General features: G+C 71.0%; 15 protein-coding genes. 14 read left to right on the top strand and 1 reads right to left on the bottom strand.

The window, feature by feature from the left end; genetic code table 11:
- The 12 genes from murF to ACIP4X_RS01530 all read left to right on the top strand — a co-directional run bounded on the left by murF (nucleotide 1) and on the right by ACIP4X_RS01530 (nucleotide 12635).
- Entirely contained in the window at nucleotides 1-1416 is a 1416-nt protein-coding gene (murF, locus tag ACIP4X_RS01585; RefSeq protein ID WP_358731181.1) for a UDP-N-acetylmuramoyl-tripeptide--D-alanyl-D-alanine ligase, read from the top strand.
- Complete coding sequence (gene mraY, locus ACIP4X_RS01580) at nucleotides 1416-2486, top strand: phospho-N-acetylmuramoyl-pentapeptide-transferase (protein ID WP_358731335.1); 1071 nt, start codon at nucleotides 1416-1418, stop codon at nucleotides 2484-2486. The genes murF and mraY overlap by 1 nt, the downstream gene beginning before the upstream one ends.
- Entirely contained in the window at nucleotides 2468-3895 is a 1428-nt protein-coding gene (murD, locus tag ACIP4X_RS01575) for a UDP-N-acetylmuramoyl-L-alanine--D-glutamate ligase (protein ID WP_358731183.1), read from the top strand. The genes mraY and murD overlap by 19 nt, the downstream gene beginning before the upstream one ends.
- A gap of 96 nt (nucleotides 3896-3991) precedes the next feature.
- Nucleotides 3992-5377 carry a putative lipid II flippase FtsW gene (ftsW, locus tag ACIP4X_RS01570; protein WP_358731185.1) on the top strand — a complete coding sequence of 462 codons (1386 nt, stop codon included), beginning with the start codon at nucleotides 3992-3994 and terminating at the stop codon, nucleotides 5375-5377.
- 6 nt (nucleotides 5378-5383) lie between these two features.
- Nucleotides 5384-6472 (top strand): undecaprenyldiphospho-muramoylpentapeptide beta-N-acetylglucosaminyltransferase, encoded by a 1089-nt coding sequence (murG, locus tag ACIP4X_RS01565; protein ID WP_358731186.1) that lies wholly within the window; start codon nucleotides 5384-5386, stop codon nucleotides 6470-6472.
- 28 nt (nucleotides 6473-6500) lie between these two features.
- The gene (locus tag ACIP4X_RS01560; RefSeq protein ID WP_358731188.1) at nucleotides 6501-7298 is read left to right on the top strand and encodes an FtsQ-type POTRA domain-containing protein; all 798 of its coding nucleotides are present in this window, start codon (nucleotides 6501-6503) and stop codon (nucleotides 7296-7298) included.
- Nucleotides 7299-7576: 278 nt separating this feature from the next.
- On the top strand, nucleotides 7577-8788 hold the full coding sequence (gene ftsZ / locus ACIP4X_RS01555; RefSeq protein ID WP_358731190.1) for a cell division protein FtsZ: 1212 nt from the start codon (nucleotides 7577-7579) through the stop codon (nucleotides 8786-8788).
- The gene (gene pgeF, locus ACIP4X_RS01550) at nucleotides 8785-9513 is read left to right on the top strand and encodes a peptidoglycan editing factor PgeF (protein WP_358731192.1); all 729 of its coding nucleotides are present in this window, start codon (nucleotides 8785-8787) and stop codon (nucleotides 9511-9513) included. The genes ftsZ and pgeF overlap by 4 nt, the downstream gene beginning before the upstream one ends.
- A gap of 6 nt (nucleotides 9514-9519) precedes the next feature.
- Nucleotides 9520-10239 (top strand): YggS family pyridoxal phosphate-dependent enzyme, encoded by a 720-nt coding sequence (locus ACIP4X_RS01545; RefSeq protein ID WP_391453505.1) that lies wholly within the window; start codon nucleotides 9520-9522, stop codon nucleotides 10237-10239.
- A gap of 127 nt (nucleotides 10240-10366) precedes the next feature.
- Entirely contained in the window at nucleotides 10367-11008 is a 642-nt protein-coding gene (locus tag ACIP4X_RS01540) for a cell division protein SepF (protein WP_358731196.1), read from the top strand.
- 51 nt (nucleotides 11009-11059) lie between these two features.
- Nucleotides 11060-11350, top strand: coding sequence for a YggT family protein (locus tag ACIP4X_RS01535; protein ID WP_100569619.1), 291 nt, complete (start codon nucleotides 11060-11062; stop codon nucleotides 11348-11350).
- A 52-nt stretch (nucleotides 11351-11402) separates the two neighbouring features.
- On the top strand, nucleotides 11403-12635 hold the full coding sequence (locus ACIP4X_RS01530; RefSeq protein WP_358731198.1) for a DivIVA domain-containing protein: 1233 nt from the start codon (nucleotides 11403-11405) through the stop codon (nucleotides 12633-12635).
- Between the two features lie 187 nt (nucleotides 12636-12822).
- On the opposite strand, the gene ileS is transcribed toward ACIP4X_RS01530, so the two are convergent.
- Nucleotides 12823-15996, bottom strand: a complete 3174-nt coding sequence (ileS, locus tag ACIP4X_RS01525) for an isoleucine--tRNA ligase (RefSeq protein WP_401346116.1) — start codon at nucleotides 15994-15996, stop codon at nucleotides 12823-12825.
- A gap of 574 nt (nucleotides 15997-16570) precedes the next feature.
- Here ileS and ACIP4X_RS01520 point away from each other — a divergent pair.
- Both ACIP4X_RS01520 and lspA read left to right on the top strand, forming a co-directional pair.
- Complete coding sequence (locus ACIP4X_RS01520; RefSeq protein WP_401346114.1) at nucleotides 16571-18403, top strand: TraR/DksA C4-type zinc finger protein; 1833 nt, start codon at nucleotides 16571-16573, stop codon at nucleotides 18401-18403.
- 61 nt (nucleotides 18404-18464) lie between these two features.
- Nucleotides 18465-19178: a signal peptidase II gene (lspA, locus tag ACIP4X_RS01515; RefSeq protein WP_391453514.1), complete on the top strand. Its 714-nt coding sequence runs from the start codon at nucleotides 18465-18467 to the stop codon at nucleotides 19176-19178.
- The last annotated feature ends 38 nt before the right edge of the window (nucleotides 19179-19216 follow it).

Here is a 19216-nt window from a genome sequence, read left to right as displayed (position 1 = left end):
GTGATCGCCCTCTCCCTCGCCGAGATCGCAGCAGTCGTCGGCGGGCAGACGCACGACATACCGGATCCGTCCGCGGAGGTCACCGGGCCGGTGGTCCGTGACTCCCGCGAGGTGGTGCCCGGCAGCCTCTTCGTCGCCTTCGTCGGCGAGCGCGTGGACGGCCACGACTTCGCCGCGGCCGTCGTCGAGGCGGGCGCGGCCGCCGTGCTGGCGTCCCGCCCCGTCGGCGTGCCCGCGATCGTCGTCGAGGACGTGCAGACCGCCCTCGGCGCCCTCGCCCGTCACGTCGTCGAACGGCTGGGCGCGACCCTCGTCGCCCTCACCGGCTCCGCGGGCAAGACCAGTACCAAGGACCTCGTCGCGCAGGTGCTGCGGCGCAAGGCGCCGACCGTGTTCACGCCCGGCTCCCTCAACAACGAGATCGGGCTGCCGCTGACCGCGCTGAGCGCCACCGAGGAGACCAGGTTCCTCGTGCTGGAGATGGGCGCCCGCGGCATCGGCCACATCCGCTACCTGACCGAACTGACCCCGCCGAGGGTCGGCCTGGTGCTCAACGTCGGCACCGCCCACATCGGCGAGTTCGGCGGCCGTGAGCAGATCGCCCAGGCGAAGGGCGAGTTGGTGGAGAGCCTGCCCGCGGCCGAGGACGGCGGAACCGCGATCCTCAACGCCGACGACCCGTTGGTACGGGCCATGGCCTCCCGTACGAAGGCGAAGGTGATCCTTTTCGGAGAGTCCGGCGAAGCGGACGTACGCGCCGAGAACGTGAGACTCACGGACAGCGGACAGCCCGCCTTCAGGCTTCACACACCCTCCGGTGCAAGCGATGTGACCATGCGCCTGTACGGTGAGCATCACGTGTCGAACGCGCTCGCCGCGGCCGCCGTCGCCCATGAGTTGGGCATGTCCGCAACTGAGATCGCGACCGCGCTCTCCGAGGCGGGCTCCCTCTCCCGCTGGCGGATGGAGGTCACCGAGCGCCCGGACGGCGTGACGGTCGTCAACGACGCCTACAACGCCAACCCCGAGTCCATGCGGGCCGCTCTGCGCGCGCTCGCGGCCATGGGCGCGGGACGGCGGACCTGGGCGGTGCTCGGCAAGATGGCCGAGCTCGGGGACGAGGCGCTCGCCGAGCACGACGCGGTCGGACGGCTGGCCGTCCGGCTCAACGTCAGCAAGCTCGTCGCGGTCGGGGGCAGGGAAGCGTCCTGGCTGCAACTGGGCGCATATAACGAGGGTTCGTGGGGTGAGGAGTCGGTGCACGTGTCCGACGCACAGGCGGCGATCGACCTGTTGCGCAGCGAGTTGCGCCCGGGGGACGTCGTCCTCGTGAAGGCGTCCCGTTCGGTCGGCCTCGAGAGTGTCGCCCAGGCGCTGCTCGAGAACGGTGCCGAGGGTGAGGTCGCCGCCCGATGATGAAGCAGATCCTGTTCGCGGGAGTCATTGGCCTCTTCCTGACGCTGGTCGGCACCCCGCTGCTGATCAAGCTCCTGGCCCGCAAGGGCTACGGCCAGTACATCCGCGACGACGGCCCGCGCGAGCACGCCAGCAAGCGCGGTACGCCGACCATGGGTGGTATCGCCTTCATCCTGGCCACGGTCGCCGCCTACTTCCTGTCCAAGGTGATCACCGGTTACACCCCGACCTACTCGGGCCTGCTGGTGCTCGGCCTGATGGTCGGCATGGGCCTGGTCGGCTTCCTCGACGACTACATCAAGATCGTCAAGCGTCGTTCGCTGGGCCTGCGCGCCAAGGCGAAGATGGCCGGCCAGCTGATCGTCGGCATCGCCTTCGCGGTGCTCGCGCTGCAGTTCTCCGACAACCGCGGCAACACCCCGGCCTCCACGAAGCTGTCGTTCATCACCGACTTCGGCTGGACGATCGGTCCGGTGCTGTTCGTGATCTGGGCGCTGTTCATGATCCTCGCGATGTCGAACGGCGTGAACCTCACCGACGGCCTGGACGGTCTGGCCACCGGCGCCTCCGTGCTCGTCTTCGGCGCCTACACCTTCATCGGCGTCTGGCAGTTCCAGGAGTCCTGCGCCAACGCGCAGACCCTGACCAACCCCAACGCCTGCTACGAGGTGCGCGACCCGCTCGACCTCGCGGTCGTGGCCTCCGCGCTGATGGGCGCCTGCCTCGGCTTCCTGTGGTGGAACACCTCGCCGGCCAAGATCTTCATGGGCGACACCGGTTCGCTCGCGCTCGGCGGTGTGCTCGCGGGTCTGGCGATCTGCTCCCGCACCGAGCTCCTGCTCGCGCTGCTCGGCGGCCTGTTCGTGCTCATCACCATGTCGGTGGTCATCCAGGTCGGCTCCTTCCGGCTCACCGGGAAGCGGGTCTTCCGGATGGCGCCGCTCCAGCACCACTTCGAACTCAAGGGCTGGTCCGAAGTGCTCGTCGTGGTCCGTTTCTGGATCATCCAGGGCATCTGTGTGATTGTCGGACTGGGCCTCTTCTACGCGGGATGGGCAGCGGACAAGTGACCGACTGGCAGGGTAGGAACGTCACCGTCGCGGGACTCGGGGTCTCCGGTGTCCCGGCGGCCAGGGTCCTGCACGGTCTCGGCGCGCACGTCACCGTCGTCAACGACGGCGACGACGAGCGCGCCCGGGCCCAGGCGGCCGAGCTGGAGGCCCTCGGGGTCACCGTGCGCCTCGGTGACGGGGACACCCTGCCCAAGGGCACCGAGCTGATCGTCACCGCGCCCGGCTGGCGGCCGGACAAGCCGCTCTTCCGCGCCGCCGGGCAGGCCGGCGTACCCGTCTGGGGGGACGTCGAACTCGCCTGGCGGCTGCGCGGCCTGGACGGCAGAAAAGCAGCCCCGTGGCTCGCCGTGACCGGCACCAACGGCAAGACCACCACCGTGCAGATGCTCGCCTCCATCCTCAGGGCGGCGGGCCTGCGCACGGCGGCCGTCGGCAACATCGGCGTCTCCCTGCTCGACGCCGTCCTCGGCGACGAGCCCTACGACGTCTTGGCGGTCGAGCTGTCGAGCTACCAGCTCCACTGGGCGCCCTCGCTGCGCGCCCACTCCGCCGCCGTCCTCAACCTCGCCCCCGACCACCTCGACTGGCACGGCTCCATGGAGGCCTACGCGGCCGACAAGGGCCGGATCTACGAGGGCAACCGCGTCGCCTGCGTCTACAACGCCGCCGACCGCGCGACCGAGGACCTGGTGCGCGAGGCGGACGTCGAGGAGGGCTGCCGAGCCGTCGGGTTCACGCTCGGCACACCCGGCCCCTCCCAACTCGGCGTCGTGGACGGCATCCTCGTCGACCGCGCCTTCGTCGAGAACCGGCAGAAGAACGCCCAGGAGCTCGCCGAGGTCTCCGACGTCCGTCCGCCCGCCCCGCACAACATCGCCAACGCCCTCGCCGCGGCGGCCCTGGCACGCGCCTTCGGCGTCCCGGCGCAGGCCGTCCGGGACGGCCTGCGGGCCTTCACCCCGGACGCCCACCGCATCGCGCACGTGGCCGACGTGGACGGCGTGGCCTGGGTCGACGACTCCAAGGCCACCAACACCCACGCGGCGCAGGCCTCGTTGGCGGCCTACGAGTCGATCGTGTGGATCGCGGGCGGCCTGGCGAAGGGCGCGACCTTCGACGAGCTCGTCGCGAACTCGGCGAAGCGGCTGCGCGGCGTCGTCCTCATCGGCGCCGATCGCGCGCTCATCCGTGACGCCCTCGCGCGACACGCCCCGGAGGTACCCGTCGTCGACCTCGACCGGACCGACACTGGGGCGATGCTCCAGGCCGTCCAGGAGGCGCGGCGGCTCGCACGGCCCGGCGACACGGTACTGCTGGCCCCGGCCTGCGCCTCCATGGACATGTTCGCCAACTACAACAGGCGCGGCGAGGCGTTCGCGGAGGCCGTATCCGGACTCGGCGCCTGATCCCGGCCGCCCCCGCTGCCGGGCGACCTCGGGAGGGAGGCGTGGGACCCGTGAGCCGAGCCGTACCCGCGCGGCCGACGTACAGCGGAGGACCCGATGCCCGGTAGCCCCGGCAGCAGCCGCACCGGCCGGCCGCCCGTGCAGCGGACCGTCCGGGGACCGGCGCCCGACCGGCCTCAGGGCGGGCGCTCCGCGGCGAGCCTGGTCGTCCGCGCGCGCCGGGCCTGGGACCGGCCGCTGACCGCCTACTACCTGATCCTCGGCGGCAGCCTGCTGCTCACCGTGCTGGGTCTGGTGATGGTCTACTCGGCCTCCCAGATCACCGCGCTGCAGAAGGCGCTGCCGGGCTCGTACTTCTTCCGCAAACAGCTCCTCGCGGCCGCGATCGGCGCCGGGCTGCTGCTGCTCGCCGCCCGGATGCCGGTCAGGCTGCACCGGGCACTGGCCTACCCGATCCTGGCGGGCGCGGTGGTCCTGATGGCGCTGGTCCAGGTGCCGGGGATAGGGATGGCGGTCAACGGCAACCAGAACTGGATCGCGCTGGGCGGCTCCTTCCAGATCCAGCCCAGCGAGATCGGCAAGCTGGCGCTGGTGCTGTGGGGCGCCGACCTGATCGCGCGCAAACAGGACAAGCGGCTGCTGACCCAGTGGAAGCACATGCTGGTGCCGCTCGTCCCGGTCGCCTTCATGCTGCTCGGACTGATCATGCTCGGCGGCGACATGGGCACCGCGATCATCCTCACCGCGATCCTGTTCGGCCTGCTGTGGCTGGCGGGGGCGCCCACCCGGCTCTTCGTGGGGGTGCTGTCGTTCGCCGGGGTGATCGGCTTCCTGCTGATCCAGATGAGCCCCAACCGCCTCGGCCGGTTCGCCTGCGTCGGCTCGACCGACGCGACCAAGTGCTGGCAGGCGGTGCACGGCATCTACGCCCTGGCCTCCGGTGGGCTGTTCGGTTCCGGACTCGGTGCCAGTGTGGAGAAATGGGGCCAACTCCCCGAAGCCCACACCGACTTCATCTTCGCCGTCACCGGCGAGGAACTGGGCCTCGCGGGGACGCTGTCGGTGCTCACTCTGTTCGCCGCTCTAGGCTATGCGGGCATCCGCGTGGCCGGACGCACGGAGGACCCCTTCGTGAGGTACGCCGCGGGAGGCGTGACCACCTGGATCACCGTGCAGGCGGTGATCAACATCGGTGCGGTGCTCGGTCTGCTGCCGATCGCCGGCGTCCCGCTCCCGCTGTTCTCCTACGGAGGATCCGCCCTGCTGCCGACCATGTTCGCCATCGGGCTGCTGATCGCCTTCGCGCGTGACGAGCCCGCTGCGCGGGCGGCGCTTGCCATGCGGCAACCTCGCTTTGGTAGAAAGCGGGCAGGAGGCTCCGCGCCCGGCCGGAGATCCGACCACGGATCCGGTCGCGAGCCTCGGAGATGGAACACGATGCGACGGCGTGCCTCGGCGGCGCGTTCGTCCGGAGAGCGGTGAATTTCGGTGCATGTCGTACTCGCCGGCGGAGGTACCGCGGGCCACATCGAGCCCGCGCTCGCCCTCGCGGACGCCCTGCGCAGGCAGGACCCGACCGTGGGGATCACGGCCCTGGGCACGGAGCGCGGCCTGGAGACCCGTCTCGTACCCGAGCGGGGCTACGAGCTCGCGCTCATCCCGGCGGTGCCGCTGCCGCGCAAACCCACCCCGGAACTGATCACCGTCCCGGGACGGCTGCGCGGCACGATCAAGGCGGCCGAGCAGATCATGGAGCGCACCAAGGCGGACGCCGTGGTCGGATTCGGCGGCTACGTCGCCCTGCCCGGCTACCTGGCGGCCAAGCGGCTCGGTGTGCCCATCGTCATCCACGAGGCCAACGCCCGGCCGGGCCTGGCCAACAAGATCGGTTCGCGGTACGCCGCCCAGGTCGCCGTCTCCACGCCCGACAGCAAGCTGCGCGGTGCCCGTTACATCGGCATCCCGCTGCGCCGCGCCATCGCCACCCTGGACCGGGCGGCCGTGCGCCCCGAGGCCCGCGCGGCGTTCGGGCTCGACCCGAACCTGCCCACCCTGCTGGTCTCCGGCGGCTCGCAGGGCGCCCGCCGGCTCAACGAGGTGGTCCAGCAGGTCGCGCCCTGGCTCCAGCAGGCCGGCATCCAGATCCTGCACGCGGTCGGCCCGAAGAACGACCTGCCCCAGGTGCAGCAGATGCCGGGAATGCCGCCCTACATCCCGGTAAGTTACCTTGATCGTATGGACCTCGCGTACGCCGCGGCCGACATGATGCTCTGCCGCGCCGGCGCGATGACCGTCGCCGAACTCTCCGCCGTCGGGCTCCCGGCCGTCTACGTCCCGCTGCCCATCGGCAACGGTGAACAGCGGCTGAACGCCCAGCCGGTGGTCAAGGCCGGCGGCGGACTGCTGGTCGACGACGCGGAACTCACCCCCGAGTGGGTGCAGCAGAACGTCCTGCCCGTGCTCGCCGATCCGCACCGGCTGTACGAGATGTCCCGCGCCGCCGGGGAATTCGGTCGCCGGGACGCCGATGAGCTGCTCGTCGGCATGGTGTACGAGGCCATCGCCTCGAACCGTTAGGACCGTATGCACGGAAGGGCTTGAGAGCGTGGCCGGAGCGACGACCGCGGAGCGCGGTGAACGCCAGCAGGAGTCGTCGTCCGGCCCGCCTCTGGTCCGCCGGCTGAGACGGCTGCGCCCTCGTACGATCATCGTTCTTTCGCTGGCCCTGGCCTGCCTCGGTGTCGGCTCCCTGTGGGTGCTGTACGGCTCGCAGTGGACGCGTGTGGAGCACGTATCCGTCTCCGGCACCACGGTCCTGACGCCCGCTCAGGTGCGGGCCGCCGCCGCGGTGCGGCTCGGGACACAGTTGATTTCCGTCGACACCGACGCGGTCGAGGCCCGGCTGCGCCGTGAATTGCCCCGAATTGACTCGGTCGACGTGGTGCGCTCATGGCCCCACGGAATCGGGTTGAAAGTGGTCGAGCGCACTCCGGTCATGGTGGAGGAAAAGGGCGGAAAGTTCGTCGAAGTGGATGCGAAGGGTGTCCGGTTCGCCACGGTTTCCCAGGTGCCGAAAGGTGTGCCCCTGCTGGAATTGTCACTTTCCCGCTCCAGCACGGCCGCCGCGAGTCTGCGCCGCTTCGGCGAGGACCGGCTGGTGCGCGAGGCGGTCGCGGTCGCCGGACGGATTCCCGCCGCGGTCGCCCACCAGACCAGGGTCGTCAAGGTCCGTACCTACGACGACATCTCACTGGAGTTGAGCGGCGGCCGGACCGTCGCCTGGGGCAGCAGCGAGAACGGCCGGCTGAAGGCCCGCACCCTGACCGCGCTGATGAAAGCGGCCCCCGGGGCCCGGCACTTCGACGTCAGGGTTCCCACCGCCCCGGCGTCATCGGGGAGTTGACGCACATCTGCGCAGGCCAACCCCCTGGTTGGGCGGCGCTATGGCTGATCACATAGGGTGAAAAGAAAAACGGGAGGTTCGGCGTGTTCGTTGAACGGGCGCCACTTGTCGACTTAGTGTCCTGTTCCGAAGACTTCAAGGAACAGACACACTGGTAACCCTAAACTTCAGGGTTAGGGTTCGGGTCGGCGTTCGGACCGTCCCATTCGGCATCAGTCGTCGGATCGCGGCAGGACCGCGAGGCGGCGACACGTAACTCGAGGCGAGAGGCCTTCGACGTGGCAGCACCGCAGAACTACCTCGCAGTCATCAAAGTCATCGGTGTCGGCGGCGGTGGTGTCAATGCCATCAACCGGATGATCGAGGTCGGTCTCAAGGGCGTCGAGTTCATCGCCATCAACACCGACGCGCAGGCGCTGTTGATGAGCGACGCCGACGTCAAGCTCGATGTCGGCCGCGAACTCACGCGCGGACTCGGCGCCGGGGCCAACCCGGCCGTCGGCCGCAAGGCCGCCGAGGACCACCGTGAGGAGATCGAGGAGGTCCTCAAGGGGGCCGACATGGTCTTCGTGACGGCCGGTGAGGGCGGCGGCACCGGTACCGGCGGCGCGCCCGTCGTGGCCAACATCGCGCGTTCGCTGGGTGCCCTCACCATCGGCGTGGTCACGCGCCCGTTCACCTTCGAGGGGCGGCGCCGCGCGAACCAGGCCGAGGACGGCATCGCCGAGCTCCGCGAAGAGGTCGACACCCTCATCGTCATCCCCAACGACCGGCTGCTGTCCATCTCGGACCGCCAGGTCAGCGTCCTCGACGCGTTCAAGTCCGCGGACCAGGTGCTGCTGTCCGGTGTGCAGGGCATCACCGACCTGATCACCACCCCCGGCCTGATCAACCTCGACTTCGCCGACGTCAAGTCCGTCATGTCCGAGGCCGGATCGGCGCTCATGGGCATCGGCTCGGCCCGCGGCGACGACCGCGCGGTGGCCGCGGCCGAGATGGCCATCTCCTCTCCCCTCCTCGAGGCATCCATCGACGGCGCCCGGGGCGTGCTCCTGTCCATCTCCGGCGGCAGCGACCTCGGTCTGTTCGAGATCAACGAGGCCGCCCAGCTCGTCAGCGAGGCGGCGCACCCCGAGGCCAACATCATCTTCGGCGCGGTCATCGACGACGCCCTCGGCGACGAGGTCCGGGTCACCGTGATCGCGGCCGGCTTCGACGGCGGCCAGCCTCCGGCCCGCCGGGACAACGTCCTCGGTTCGGCCTCCACCCCGCCCCCGGCCCGCCGCGAGGAGCCCGCCCCGGTCCGGCAGCCCGAGAGCCGCCCGACCTTCGGCTCGCTCGGCAGCGTGACGCCGAAGGAGGACCCGGAGCCCGTCGCCCCCGAGCCGGTGCAGGACCTGCCGCCGGTGGCCCCGCCCGTCACGCCGTCGCCGCGCAGCTACTCCGACAGCGCGGCCGAGGAGCTGGACGTACCGGACTTCCTCAAGTGATAGGTCGGCGCGACACCGTGAGCGGCGCGCACTTCGCCTTCACCGACCGGTGGGGCGGGGTGAGCGCCGTTCCGTACGAGGAGCTCAATCTCGGCGGCGCGGTCGGCGACGATCCCGGCGCGGTACGCACCAACCGCGACCTGGCCGCCGCCTCGCTCGGACTCGACCCGGACCGGGTGGTCTGGATGAACCAGGTGCACGGCAACGACATCGCCGAGGTCGACGGGCCGTGGACCACGAGGCTCACCCCGCCGGTCGACGGACTGGTGACCGCGACCCGCGGGCTCGCCCTCGCCGTGCTCACCGCCGACTGCGTCCCGGTGCTGCTGGCCGACCCGGTCGCCGGTGTGGCCGCCGCCGTCCACGCCGGACGGCCCGGCATGATCAAGGGCGTCGTCCCGGCCGCGGTCGACGCGATGGAGTCGCTCGGCGCCCGGCCGGACCGTATTGCCGCCCGCACCGGGCCCGCCGTCTGCGGCCGGTGCTACGAGGTGCCGGAGGATCTGCGCGCCGAGGTGGCCGCGATCGAACCGGCGGCGTACGCCGAGACGAGTTGGGGCACGCCGGCCGTCGACGTGAGCGCCGGCGTGCACGCACAGCTCGAGCGCCTCGGGGTGCACGACCGGGAGCAGTCGCCGGTGTGCACGCGGGAGTCGGGCGATCACTTCTCGTACCGCCGCGACCGCACCACCGGTCGGCTCGCGGGCTATGTCTGGCTGGACTGATGGGGCATGACGGACCGTAGGAACGAACTCGCCGGAAACCTGGCGAAGGTGGAGCGGCGTATCGCCGCCGCGTGCGCGGCCGCGGGCCGGGCACGGGAGGAGGTGACCCTCATCGTGGTCACCAAGACGTACCCGGCGTCGGATGTGCGGATCCTCTCGGAACTCGGTGTGCGTCACACCGCCGAGAACCGGGACCAGGAGGCGGCGCCCAAGGCCGCCGAGTGTGCCGATCTGCCCCTGACGTGGCATTTTGTTGGTCAACTTCAAACCAATAAAGTGCGATCCGTGGTCGGTTACGCCGATGTCGTCCAGTCGATCGACCGCTCCCGGCTCGTCACCGCGCTCTCCAGGGAGGCCGTGCGGGCGGAGCGGGAGCTCGGCTGCCTCATCCAGGTGGCCCTCGACGCGGGGGAGAACGGACGCGGGGAACGAGGGGGCGTGGGGCCCGGCGGAATCGAAGAGTTGGCCGACCTCGTCGCCCGCTCCGAGGGACTGCGCCTCGACGGACTGATGACCGTCGCCCCGCTGACCGGGGAGTACGCCGGCCGGCAACAGGCCGCCTTCGAGCGCCTCATGGATTTGTCGACCGACCTGCGCGCGACTCATCCGGCTGCCACCATGGTCTCGGCAGGGATGAGCGGGGACCTCGAACAGGCCGTGGCCGCCGGGGCGACACATGTGCGCGTCGGCAGCGCGGTACTCGGAGTCCGCCCCAGGCTCGGGTAACGTCGCCAAGAAGTCGGACCACAGCAGAAAATATGGTCAATATCGCCCAACGGGGCGCAACGACCTCGTGGATCGCAGGCACTTGGCGGTCGTCAGCGGATCCACCACAGAGCGGAGGACTCAGAGCATGGCCGGCGCGATGCGCAAGATGGCGGTCTACCTCGGCCTCGTGGAGGACGATGGATACGACGGCCGGGGATTCGACCCCGACGACGACTTCGAACCCGAGCTTGACCCGGAACCCGAGCGGGACCGCCGACGGCACGAGCCGCCGCACCAGTCGCATGGGGCACATCAGCCCCAAAGGGATGAACCGGTGCGAGTGGCGCAGCCTCCGGCGCCCCGCGAACCGGTGTCGCATTCCGCTTCGCTCCCGGCGGAATCCGGGCGCCCGGCGCGCATCGCGCCCGTGGCGTCCATCACACAAGACCGCGCAAGCCTGGAGAAGAACGCACCGGTGATCATGCCCAAGGTCGTGTCGGAACGAGAGCCGTACCGGATCACCACACTTCACCCCCGGACCTACAACGAGGCCCGTACCATCGGGGAACACTTCCGTGAGGGCACCCCGGTGATCATGAATCTGACTGAGATGGATGACACAGACGCGAAGCGACTTGTCGACTTTGCCGCCGGTTTGGTGTTTGGTCTTCACGGCAGTATCGAGCGGGTGACGCAGAAGGTGTTCCTGTTGTCGCCTGCTAACGTCGATGTCACGGCGGAGGACAAGGCCCGCATCGCAGAGGGCGGGTTCTTCAACCAGAGCTGAGACGCACCACCGTAGAACAGGCACGGAACAGGGGAGAGGGAAGCACCGATCATGCGTGTGGCCATGGAGGTTCTCTACATCGCACTGACGGTGTTCCTCATCGTGCTGATCTTCCGGCTGGTCATGGACTATGTGTTCCAGTTCGCCCGCTCGTGGCAACCCGGCAAGGCGATGGTGGTCGTTCTGGAGGCCACCTACACTGTCACCGATCCACCGCTGAAGCTTCTGCGGCGGTTCATCCCGCCGCTGCGTCTCGGGGGCGTGGCGCTCGACCTGTCCTTCTTCGTACTGATGATCATCGTCTACATCCTGATCTACTTCGTGGGGAACCTCGCGACGTGACTGTGGACGATACGGTCTTGCCGACTGCCGATGACTACGTTGAGGTGAAGAGATGCCGTTGACCCCCGAGGACGTGCGGAACAAGCAGTTCACGACCGTCCGCCTCCGAGAAGGCTATGACGAGGACGAGGTCGATGCCTTCCTCGACGAGGTCGAAGCCGAGCTGACCCGACTGCTCCGCGAGAACGAGGACCTGCGCGCCAAGCTGGCCGCGGCCACGCGTGCTGCTGCCCAGAACCAGCAGAACATGCGCAAGCCTCCGGAGGACCAGCAGCAGCCACCCCATCCTCAGCAGCAGGGCATGCGAGGTCCCGGCGCGCCTGTGCCCGCCGGGATATCGGGCCCGCCGCAGCAGCAGATGGGCGGCCCCATGGGTGGCCCGCCCCAGCTGCCGAGCGGTGCCCCGCAGCTTCCGGCCGGTCCCGGCGGTCAGGGTCCCCAGGGTCCGGGCGGTCCTGGCGGTCCGGGTCCGATGGGTCCCGGTCCGATGGGTCAGGGTCCCGGCCCGATGCAGGGTCAGATGCAGGGGCAGATGCAGGGTCAGATGCAGAGCCCGATGCAGGGTCAGATGGGTCCCGGCCCGATGGGCGGTCCCGGTCCCATGGGCGGCCCCGGCCAGATGGGCGGCCCCGGTCCGATGGGTCCCGGTCCGATGGGCCAGGGTCCCGGCCCGATGGGTCAGGGTCCCGGTGGCGACAGCGCCGCGCGCGTCCTGTCGCTGGCCCAGCAGACCGCCGACCAGGCGATCGCCGAGGCGCGGTCCGAGGCCAACAAGATCGTCGGCGAGGCGCGTTCGCGTGCCGAGGGTCTGGAGCGTGACGCCCGTGCCAAGGCCGACGCCCTGGAGCGGGACGCGCAGGAGAAGCACCGCGTCGCTATGGGCTCCCTGGAGTCCGCCCGCGCCACGCTGGAGCGCAAGGTCGAGGACCTGCGCGGCTTCGAGCGCGAGTACCGCACGCGCCTGAAGTCGTACCTGGAGTCCCAGCTGCGCCAGCTGGAGACGCAGGCCGACGACTCCCTCGCCCCGCCGCGCACGCCCGCGGCCCCGTCCCTGCCGCCGTCCCCGGCGCCCTCCATGGCCCCGGCCGGCGCGAGTGCCCCGTCCTACGGCGGTCAGCCGATGGGCGGTGCGCCCGGCCCGTCCGGTCCGTCCTACGGCGGTCAGCAGCAGATGGCCCCGGCGATGACCCAGCCGATGGCCCCCGTGCGTCCGCAGGGTCCGGCCCCGATGGGTCAGGCGCCGTCGCCCATGCGCGGCTTCCTGATCGACGAGGACGACAACTGAGGGAACTCTGAAGGGTTCTGACTAGGCATCGGCAGCCTGAGAGAACGGCCCCGGAGGGACATCCCTCCGGGGCCGTTCCCGTGTGCGGCGCCCCTGAAAGCGGTGCGGGGAGCCCGCCGGTTCGTGACCGGTGGACTCCCCGTCGGGGTGGGGGAGCGGCGCCCTCGGGTGCCGCTCCCCCGGTGGCTCACGCCTTGTGGAGGCGGAAGGTGAGGGACAGGCCCTCGTCGGTGAAGGGATCGCCGTAGGAGGCGTCGGCCTCGCCCTGGGCGAAGTCCGTCGCCAGGACCTCCTCGGCGATCAGCGACGCGTGCTCGCTCAGGGCGGCGATGGTCGCCGGGTCCGTCGCGGTCCAGCGCAGCGCGATCCGGTCGGCCACGTCGAGGCCGCTGTTCTTGCGGGCCTCCTGGATCAGCCGGATCGCGTCCCGGGCCAGCCCGGCCCGGCGCAGCTCCTCCGTGATCTCCAGGTCCAGGGCGACCGTGGCACCGGAGTCGGACGCCACCGACCAGCCCTCGCGCGGCGTCTCGGTGATGATCACCTCGTCCGGCGCGAGCGTCACCGTCTCGCCGTCGACCTCCACCGATGCCGTGCCCTCGCGCAGCGCCAGCGACAGTGCCGCCGCGTCCGCGCCGGCGACGGCCTTGGCGACGTCCTGCACCCGCTTGCCGAACCGCTTGCCCAGCGCACGGAAGTTGACCTTGGCGGTGGTGTCCACCAGGGACCCGCCGACCTCGCTCAGCGACGCCAGGGAGGAGACGTTGAGCTCCTCCGTGATCTGCGCGTGCAGCTCCCGGTCCAGGGACTCGAAGCCGGCCACCGCGACCAGCGCACGGGACAGCGGCTGGCGGGTCTTGACGCCCGACTCCGCGCGCGTGGCACGGCCCAGCTCCACCAGGCGGCGCACCAGCACCATCTGCTTCGACAGCTCCGGGTCGATCGCCCCGAGGTCCGCCTCCGGCCAGGTGGCCAGGTGCACCGACTCGGGAGCGCCCGGGGCCACCGGCACGACCAGGTCCTGCCAGACCCGCTCGGTGATGAACGGGGTGATCGGCGCCATCAGCCGGGTCACCGTCTCCAGCACCTCGTGCAGCGTCCGCAGCGCGGCCTTGTCGCCCTGCCAGAACCGGCGGCGCGAGCGGCGGACGTACCAGTTCGACAGGTCGTCGACGAACGCGGACAGCAGCTTGCCCGCGCGCTGCGTGTCGTACGCCTCCAGGGCCTGCGTGACCTGGTCGGTCAGCGCGTGCAGCTCACTGAGCAGCCAGCGGTCGAGCAGCGGACGGTCGGCCGGGGCCGGGTCCGCCCCGGTGGGCGTCCAGGCCGACGTACGGGCGTACAGGGCCTGGAAGGCGACCGTGTTCCAGTAGGTCAGGAGCGTCTTGCGGACGACCTCCTGGATGGTGCCGTGGCCCACCCGGCGGGCCGCCCACGGCGAGCCGCCGGCCGCCATGAACCAGCGCACCGCGTCCGCGCCGTGCTGGTCCATGAGCGGGATCGGCTGGAGGATGTTGCCCAGGTGCTTGGACATCTTCCGGCCGTCCTCGGCGAGGATGTGGCCCAGGCACACGACGTTCTCGTACGAGGACTTGTCGAAGACCAGCGTGCCGATCGCCATCAGCGTGTAGAACCAGCCGCGGGTCTGGTCGATCGCCTCGGAGATGAACTGCGCCGGGTACCGGCTCTCGAACAGCTCCTTGTTCTTGTACGGGTAGCCCCACTGCGCGAACGGCATCGAGCCCGAGTCGTACCAGGCGTCGATGACCTCGGGCACGCGCGTGGCCGTCTTCTCGCACTGCGGGCACGGGAAGACGACGTCGTCGATGAACGGGCGGTGCGGGTCGAGCTCCGACTGGTCGCTGCCGGTCAGGGAGGTCAGCTCCGCGCGGGAGCCGACACAGGTGAGGTGGCCGTCCTCGCAGTGCCAGATCGGCAGCGGGGTGCCCCAGTAGCGGTTGCGGGACAGCGCCCAGTCGATGTTGTTGTTCAGCCAGTCGCCGTACCGGCCGTGCTTGACGTTCTCGGGGAACCAGTTGGTCTTCTCGTTCTCCTCGAGCAGCCGGTCCTTGATCGCGGTGGTGCGGATGTACCAGGACGGCTGCGCGTAGTACAGCAGCGCGGTGTGGCAGCGCCAGCAGTGCGGGTAGCTGTGCTCGTACGGGACGTGCCTGAAGAGCAGGCCGCGCTCGCCGAGGTCCTCGGTGAGCCTCTCGTCCGCCTTCTTGAAGAAGACGCCGCCGACCAGCGGGATGTCCTCCTCGAACGTGCCGTCGGGGCGGACGGGGTTGACCACCGGGAGGCCGTAGGAGCGGCAGACCCTCAGGTCGTCCTCACCGAAGGCGGGGGACTGGTGGACCAGACCGGTGCCGTCCTCGGTGGTGACGTACTCGGCGTTGACGACGTAGTGTGCCGGCTCCGTGCTGTGCCCGTTGGTTCCCTCGCCGGCGCTCGGGAACTCCACCAGCTCGAACGGGCGCTGGTAGGTCCAGCGCTCCATCTCGGCGCCGGTGAAGGTCTCGCCCGTGGTCTCCCAGCCCTCGCCGAGCGCCTTGGCGACGAGCGGTTCGGCGACGACCAGCTTCTCCTCGCCGTCGGTCGCGACCACGTAGGTGACCTCGGGGTGCGCGGCGACCGCGGTGTTGGACACCAGCGTCCACGGGGTCGTCGTCCACACCAGGAGCGAGGCCCGGCCGGCGAGTGGGCCGGAGGTGAGCGGGAAGCGGACGTAGACGGACGGGTCGACGACCGTCTCGTAGCCCTGGGCCAGCTCGTGGTCCGACAGTCCCGTGCCGCAGCGCGGGCACCAGGGGGCGACGCGGTGGTCCTGGACCAGCAGGCCCTTGTTGAAGATCTCCTTCAGCGACCACCAGACGGACTCGATGTACTCGGGCTCCATGGTGACGTACGCCTCGTCGAGGTCGACCCAGTAGCCCATGCGGGTCGTCAGCTCGGAGAACGCGTCGGTGTGGCGGAGTACGGACTCGCGGCACTTGTCGTTGAACTCGGCGATGCCGTACGCCTCGATGTCCTTCTTGCCGCTGAAGCCGAGCTCCTTCTCGACCGCCAGCTCCACCGGGAGGCCGTGGCAGTCCCAGCCGGCCTTGCGGGCCACGTGGTAGCCGCGCATGGTGCGGAAGCGGGGGAAGACGTCCTTGAAGACGCGCGCCTCGATGTGGTGGGCGCCCGGCATGCCGTTGGCGGTGGGCGGGCCCTCGTAGAACACCCACTCGGGGCGGCCCTCGGACTGCTCCAGGCTCTTCGCGAAGATCTTCTGCTCGCGCCAGAAGTCGAGCACGGCGTGCTCGAGGGCGGGCAGGTCGACCTGCGCGGGCACCTGGCGGTACTGCGGCTGCGTATTCAACGAGCTTCCTCCGGCGGATGTGCTGCCTTCCGTCGGAGGGACGAGAGCCTTGTGCTGTCCACGCCGTGTGCGGCGCGCTCCCGCGGTACCACCCTCCTTGGCCCACCGGTGCGCCGTACGCTCCGACGAGCCCCCTCATTGGGGTCGCGATGCCGGTTCTACGGCCCCCTGCTCGGTGCTGGGGGCTTTCTTCCGGCGGCTCCGGGGTGATCTTCACGTCGCGCTCGCCCCCGGGCTCACACCGTCCCCGGGTCGCTCTTGGCTGCGTACGCCGCTACTCGTCCCCATCCACGCTTTTCGCTCCGCCCAGTGTACGGCGCCCCGGCGGCCGGGGCCGAACCGATTTCCGGACCGGTGGTGACCCGGTTGGCGCGGCGGTGCCGTCCGGATCGTAGGACGTACGGCTGGTCGGATTACGTGGCGGCGAGCTGGGCACAACGCATGCATGCCGGCCGCGCGATCCGCGCGAGGCGGGCGAATCGGGCGGCGTGCCCCGTTGCCGCGGGACTCGAGTCGATTTATCGTCCCAGCACGATTCGCGAGCAAGATCACAATATGTGAAGGGGCCGCGGCCATGGTGGCGAAGCAGACCGCCGAGCAGTCGGCGTCCGGCAGGTCCCGGGGCACCGGCCCCGGTGCCGCCGCCGGAGCGGCCAGGAAGACCACCCGAGCGGCGGCCAGGGCATCAGGCAGGGCCGTGAAGGAGGCGGTGGCCATGAAGGAGCCGGTCACGCCGAAGCAGAAGCGGACGGCCGAGGCCGGGCCGACGACCGGACGCGGGCGCGGGGGCCCGGCGGCCAGGGCGCACACGGCCGGGCACGCCCAGGGGCCGGCCGGTGAGGCGACGGCCGCCGTGGCGGAGCGGACGGCGGCTCCCACGAAGGGCACGCGGAAGGCCGCCGCGAAGAAGCCGGCGGCGGGCAGGGCGGCGTCGCAGAAGCGCCCCGCCGCCGCGGAGCCCCGCTCCAAGGACGCGACGGCGAAGAAGCCCCCTGGCAAGCGGACCGCGCCGGGGAAGCCCCCTGCGGAGCCGAGGCCCGTGGAGGCCTTGGACACGGGCGAGAAGGCGGCCGGGATCCCCTCCGGGGCGAATGCCGCCGGCAGGGGCGCGCGCAGTGCCCGGACAGCCGCGAAGAAGGCCGCTGCCGAGCGGCCGGGCCCGGCCGCCGTCGGACGTGGCGTGGGGGCCGCGGAGAAGGACGCCGCAGGCGAGGAAGCGGGCGCCGAGACGGCGGCTGGACGTGCCGTGGCCGCAAGGCCCGGGGGCAAGCACGTCGACAGCGGAAGCGCGGGTACCCGCAGCGCCGCCGAGAAGCCGGGCGCCCGGAGTGCAGCCACCCGCAAGGCGGGCGGAAAGGGCGCTCGGCGGACGGTGGTCGCCACCGGTGGGGGCGCGGCCGACGAGACGGAACGGGCCGCCGGCCGGGGCGTTGGCGAGGACGCGATGACGACCGTCGACAGCGGTGTCGTGGAGGAGTCCGGTGCGGGGAAGGCCGGTGGGCGTGGGGGTGCTCGGAAGACGGGTGCGAAGGGCACACGTGGGTCTGTGGTCGCCGGTGGCGGGGGTGAGGTCGCCGAGGGTGAGCGGGCCGTTCGCCAGGTGGTCGGCGAGGGCGCGATGGAGACCGTCGACAGCGGTGTCGTGGAGGAGCCCGGTGCGGGGAAGGCCAGTGGGCGTGGGGGTGCTCGGAAGGCGGGTGTGAAGGGCACACGTGGGTCTGCTGTCGCCGGCGGTGGGGAGTCGGGGGGCGACGGGGAGGCGAAGGGGAGTGGGGGGACCGTGCGGGACCGGGGTGGTGGGGCGGGAGGCGGGGACGGTGCGGGGCGTGTGATGGCTCCTGGTGTCTCCGGTGCTGGTGCGGGCAGGAAGAGGACGGCCAAGAAGGCGGGCGCGGCGCGGACCGCGAAGCAGACGGGAGCCACGACGGTGGTTGCGAAGAAGACCCCTGGCACGGCCGCGGCGGCCAAGACCGCCGTGCCCAAGGCACGCATCGCCGCGGTGGTGGATCCGGGCGACCTCCCGGTGCGCCCGGGCGAGGACCCCTGGACCCTGGAGGAGGTCTCGGAGGCCCGCGCGGAGCTGGAGTCCGAGATGGAGCGGCTGAGCGCCGAGATCACCTCCTCCGAGGAGTCCCTCGCGGGCCTGATGCGGGACTCCGGCGACGGCGCGGGCGACGACGAGGCGGACACCGGCAGCAAGAACATCACCCGCGAGCACGAGATGGCCCTGGCCGCCAACGCGCGCGAGATGCTCACGCAGACCGAGCGGGCCCTGCAAGGGCTCGACACGGGCACCTACGGCCTGTGCGAGACCTGCGGCAACCCCATCGGCAAGGCCCGCATGCAGGCCTTCCCGCGCGCCACCCTCTGCGTGGAGTGCAAGCAGAAGCAGGAACGCCGGTACTGAACCGGGTACGAGGCGTGCCGTAGTCTCGTCCTCAGTCAGGTACCTAGGTCAAGGGACTCACGTGGCAGAGGCGGAGCGCATCATCGGTACGCCGGACACTCCGGGGGCGGCGGGAGCGGGGCGGCAGCGACCCGGAGGGGACGCCGCCCCGGGCGTCCCGTCCGGCGCCGAAGGGGCACAGGCCCCGGTCGGCGGGCCCGGCACCGGCGACACGGCGGCGGGCCCGGACGGGACGAGCGGGACACCGGCCGGCGCGGACGGACGGGCATCCGCCGCCGAGCGGCCCCGCGGCCGGCGCCGCATCGCGGTGCTGTTCACGGTCGCGGCCATCGCCTACGCCCTCGACCTCGCCAGCAAGATGCTCGTGGTCGCCAAGCTGGAGCACCGCCCGCCGATCCGGATCGTCGGCGACTGGCTGCAGCTGGAGGCGATCCGCAACGCGGGCGCGGCCTTCGGCTTCGGCGAGGCCTTCACCGTGATCTTCACGGTCATCGCGGCCGCCGTGATCGTGGTGATCGCCCGCCTCGCGCGCAAGCTCTACAGCCTGCCCTGGGCCATCGCGCTGGGCCTGCTGCTCGGCGGCGCGCTGGGCAACCTCACCGACCGGCTCTTCCGCGCGCCGGGCGTCTTCGAGGGCGCCGTCGTCGACTTCATCTCGCCCAAGCACTTCGCCGTGTTCAACCTCGCCGACTCGGCGATCGTGTGCGGCGGCATCCTGATCGTGCTGCTCTCCTTCCGCGGTCTGGACCCGGACGGGACCGTCCACAAGGACTGAGCCCGGGACGGGACAGCCGGACCCGTCCGGCATACTCG

It is taken from the genome of Streptomyces sp. NPDC088817, assembly GCF_044750345.1.
GTDB lineage: Bacteria > Actinomycetota > Actinomycetes > Streptomycetales > Streptomycetaceae > Streptomyces.
The sequence above is the reverse complement of the archived record's forward strand: the minus strand, read 5'-3'. Positions and strand labels throughout refer to the sequence as shown.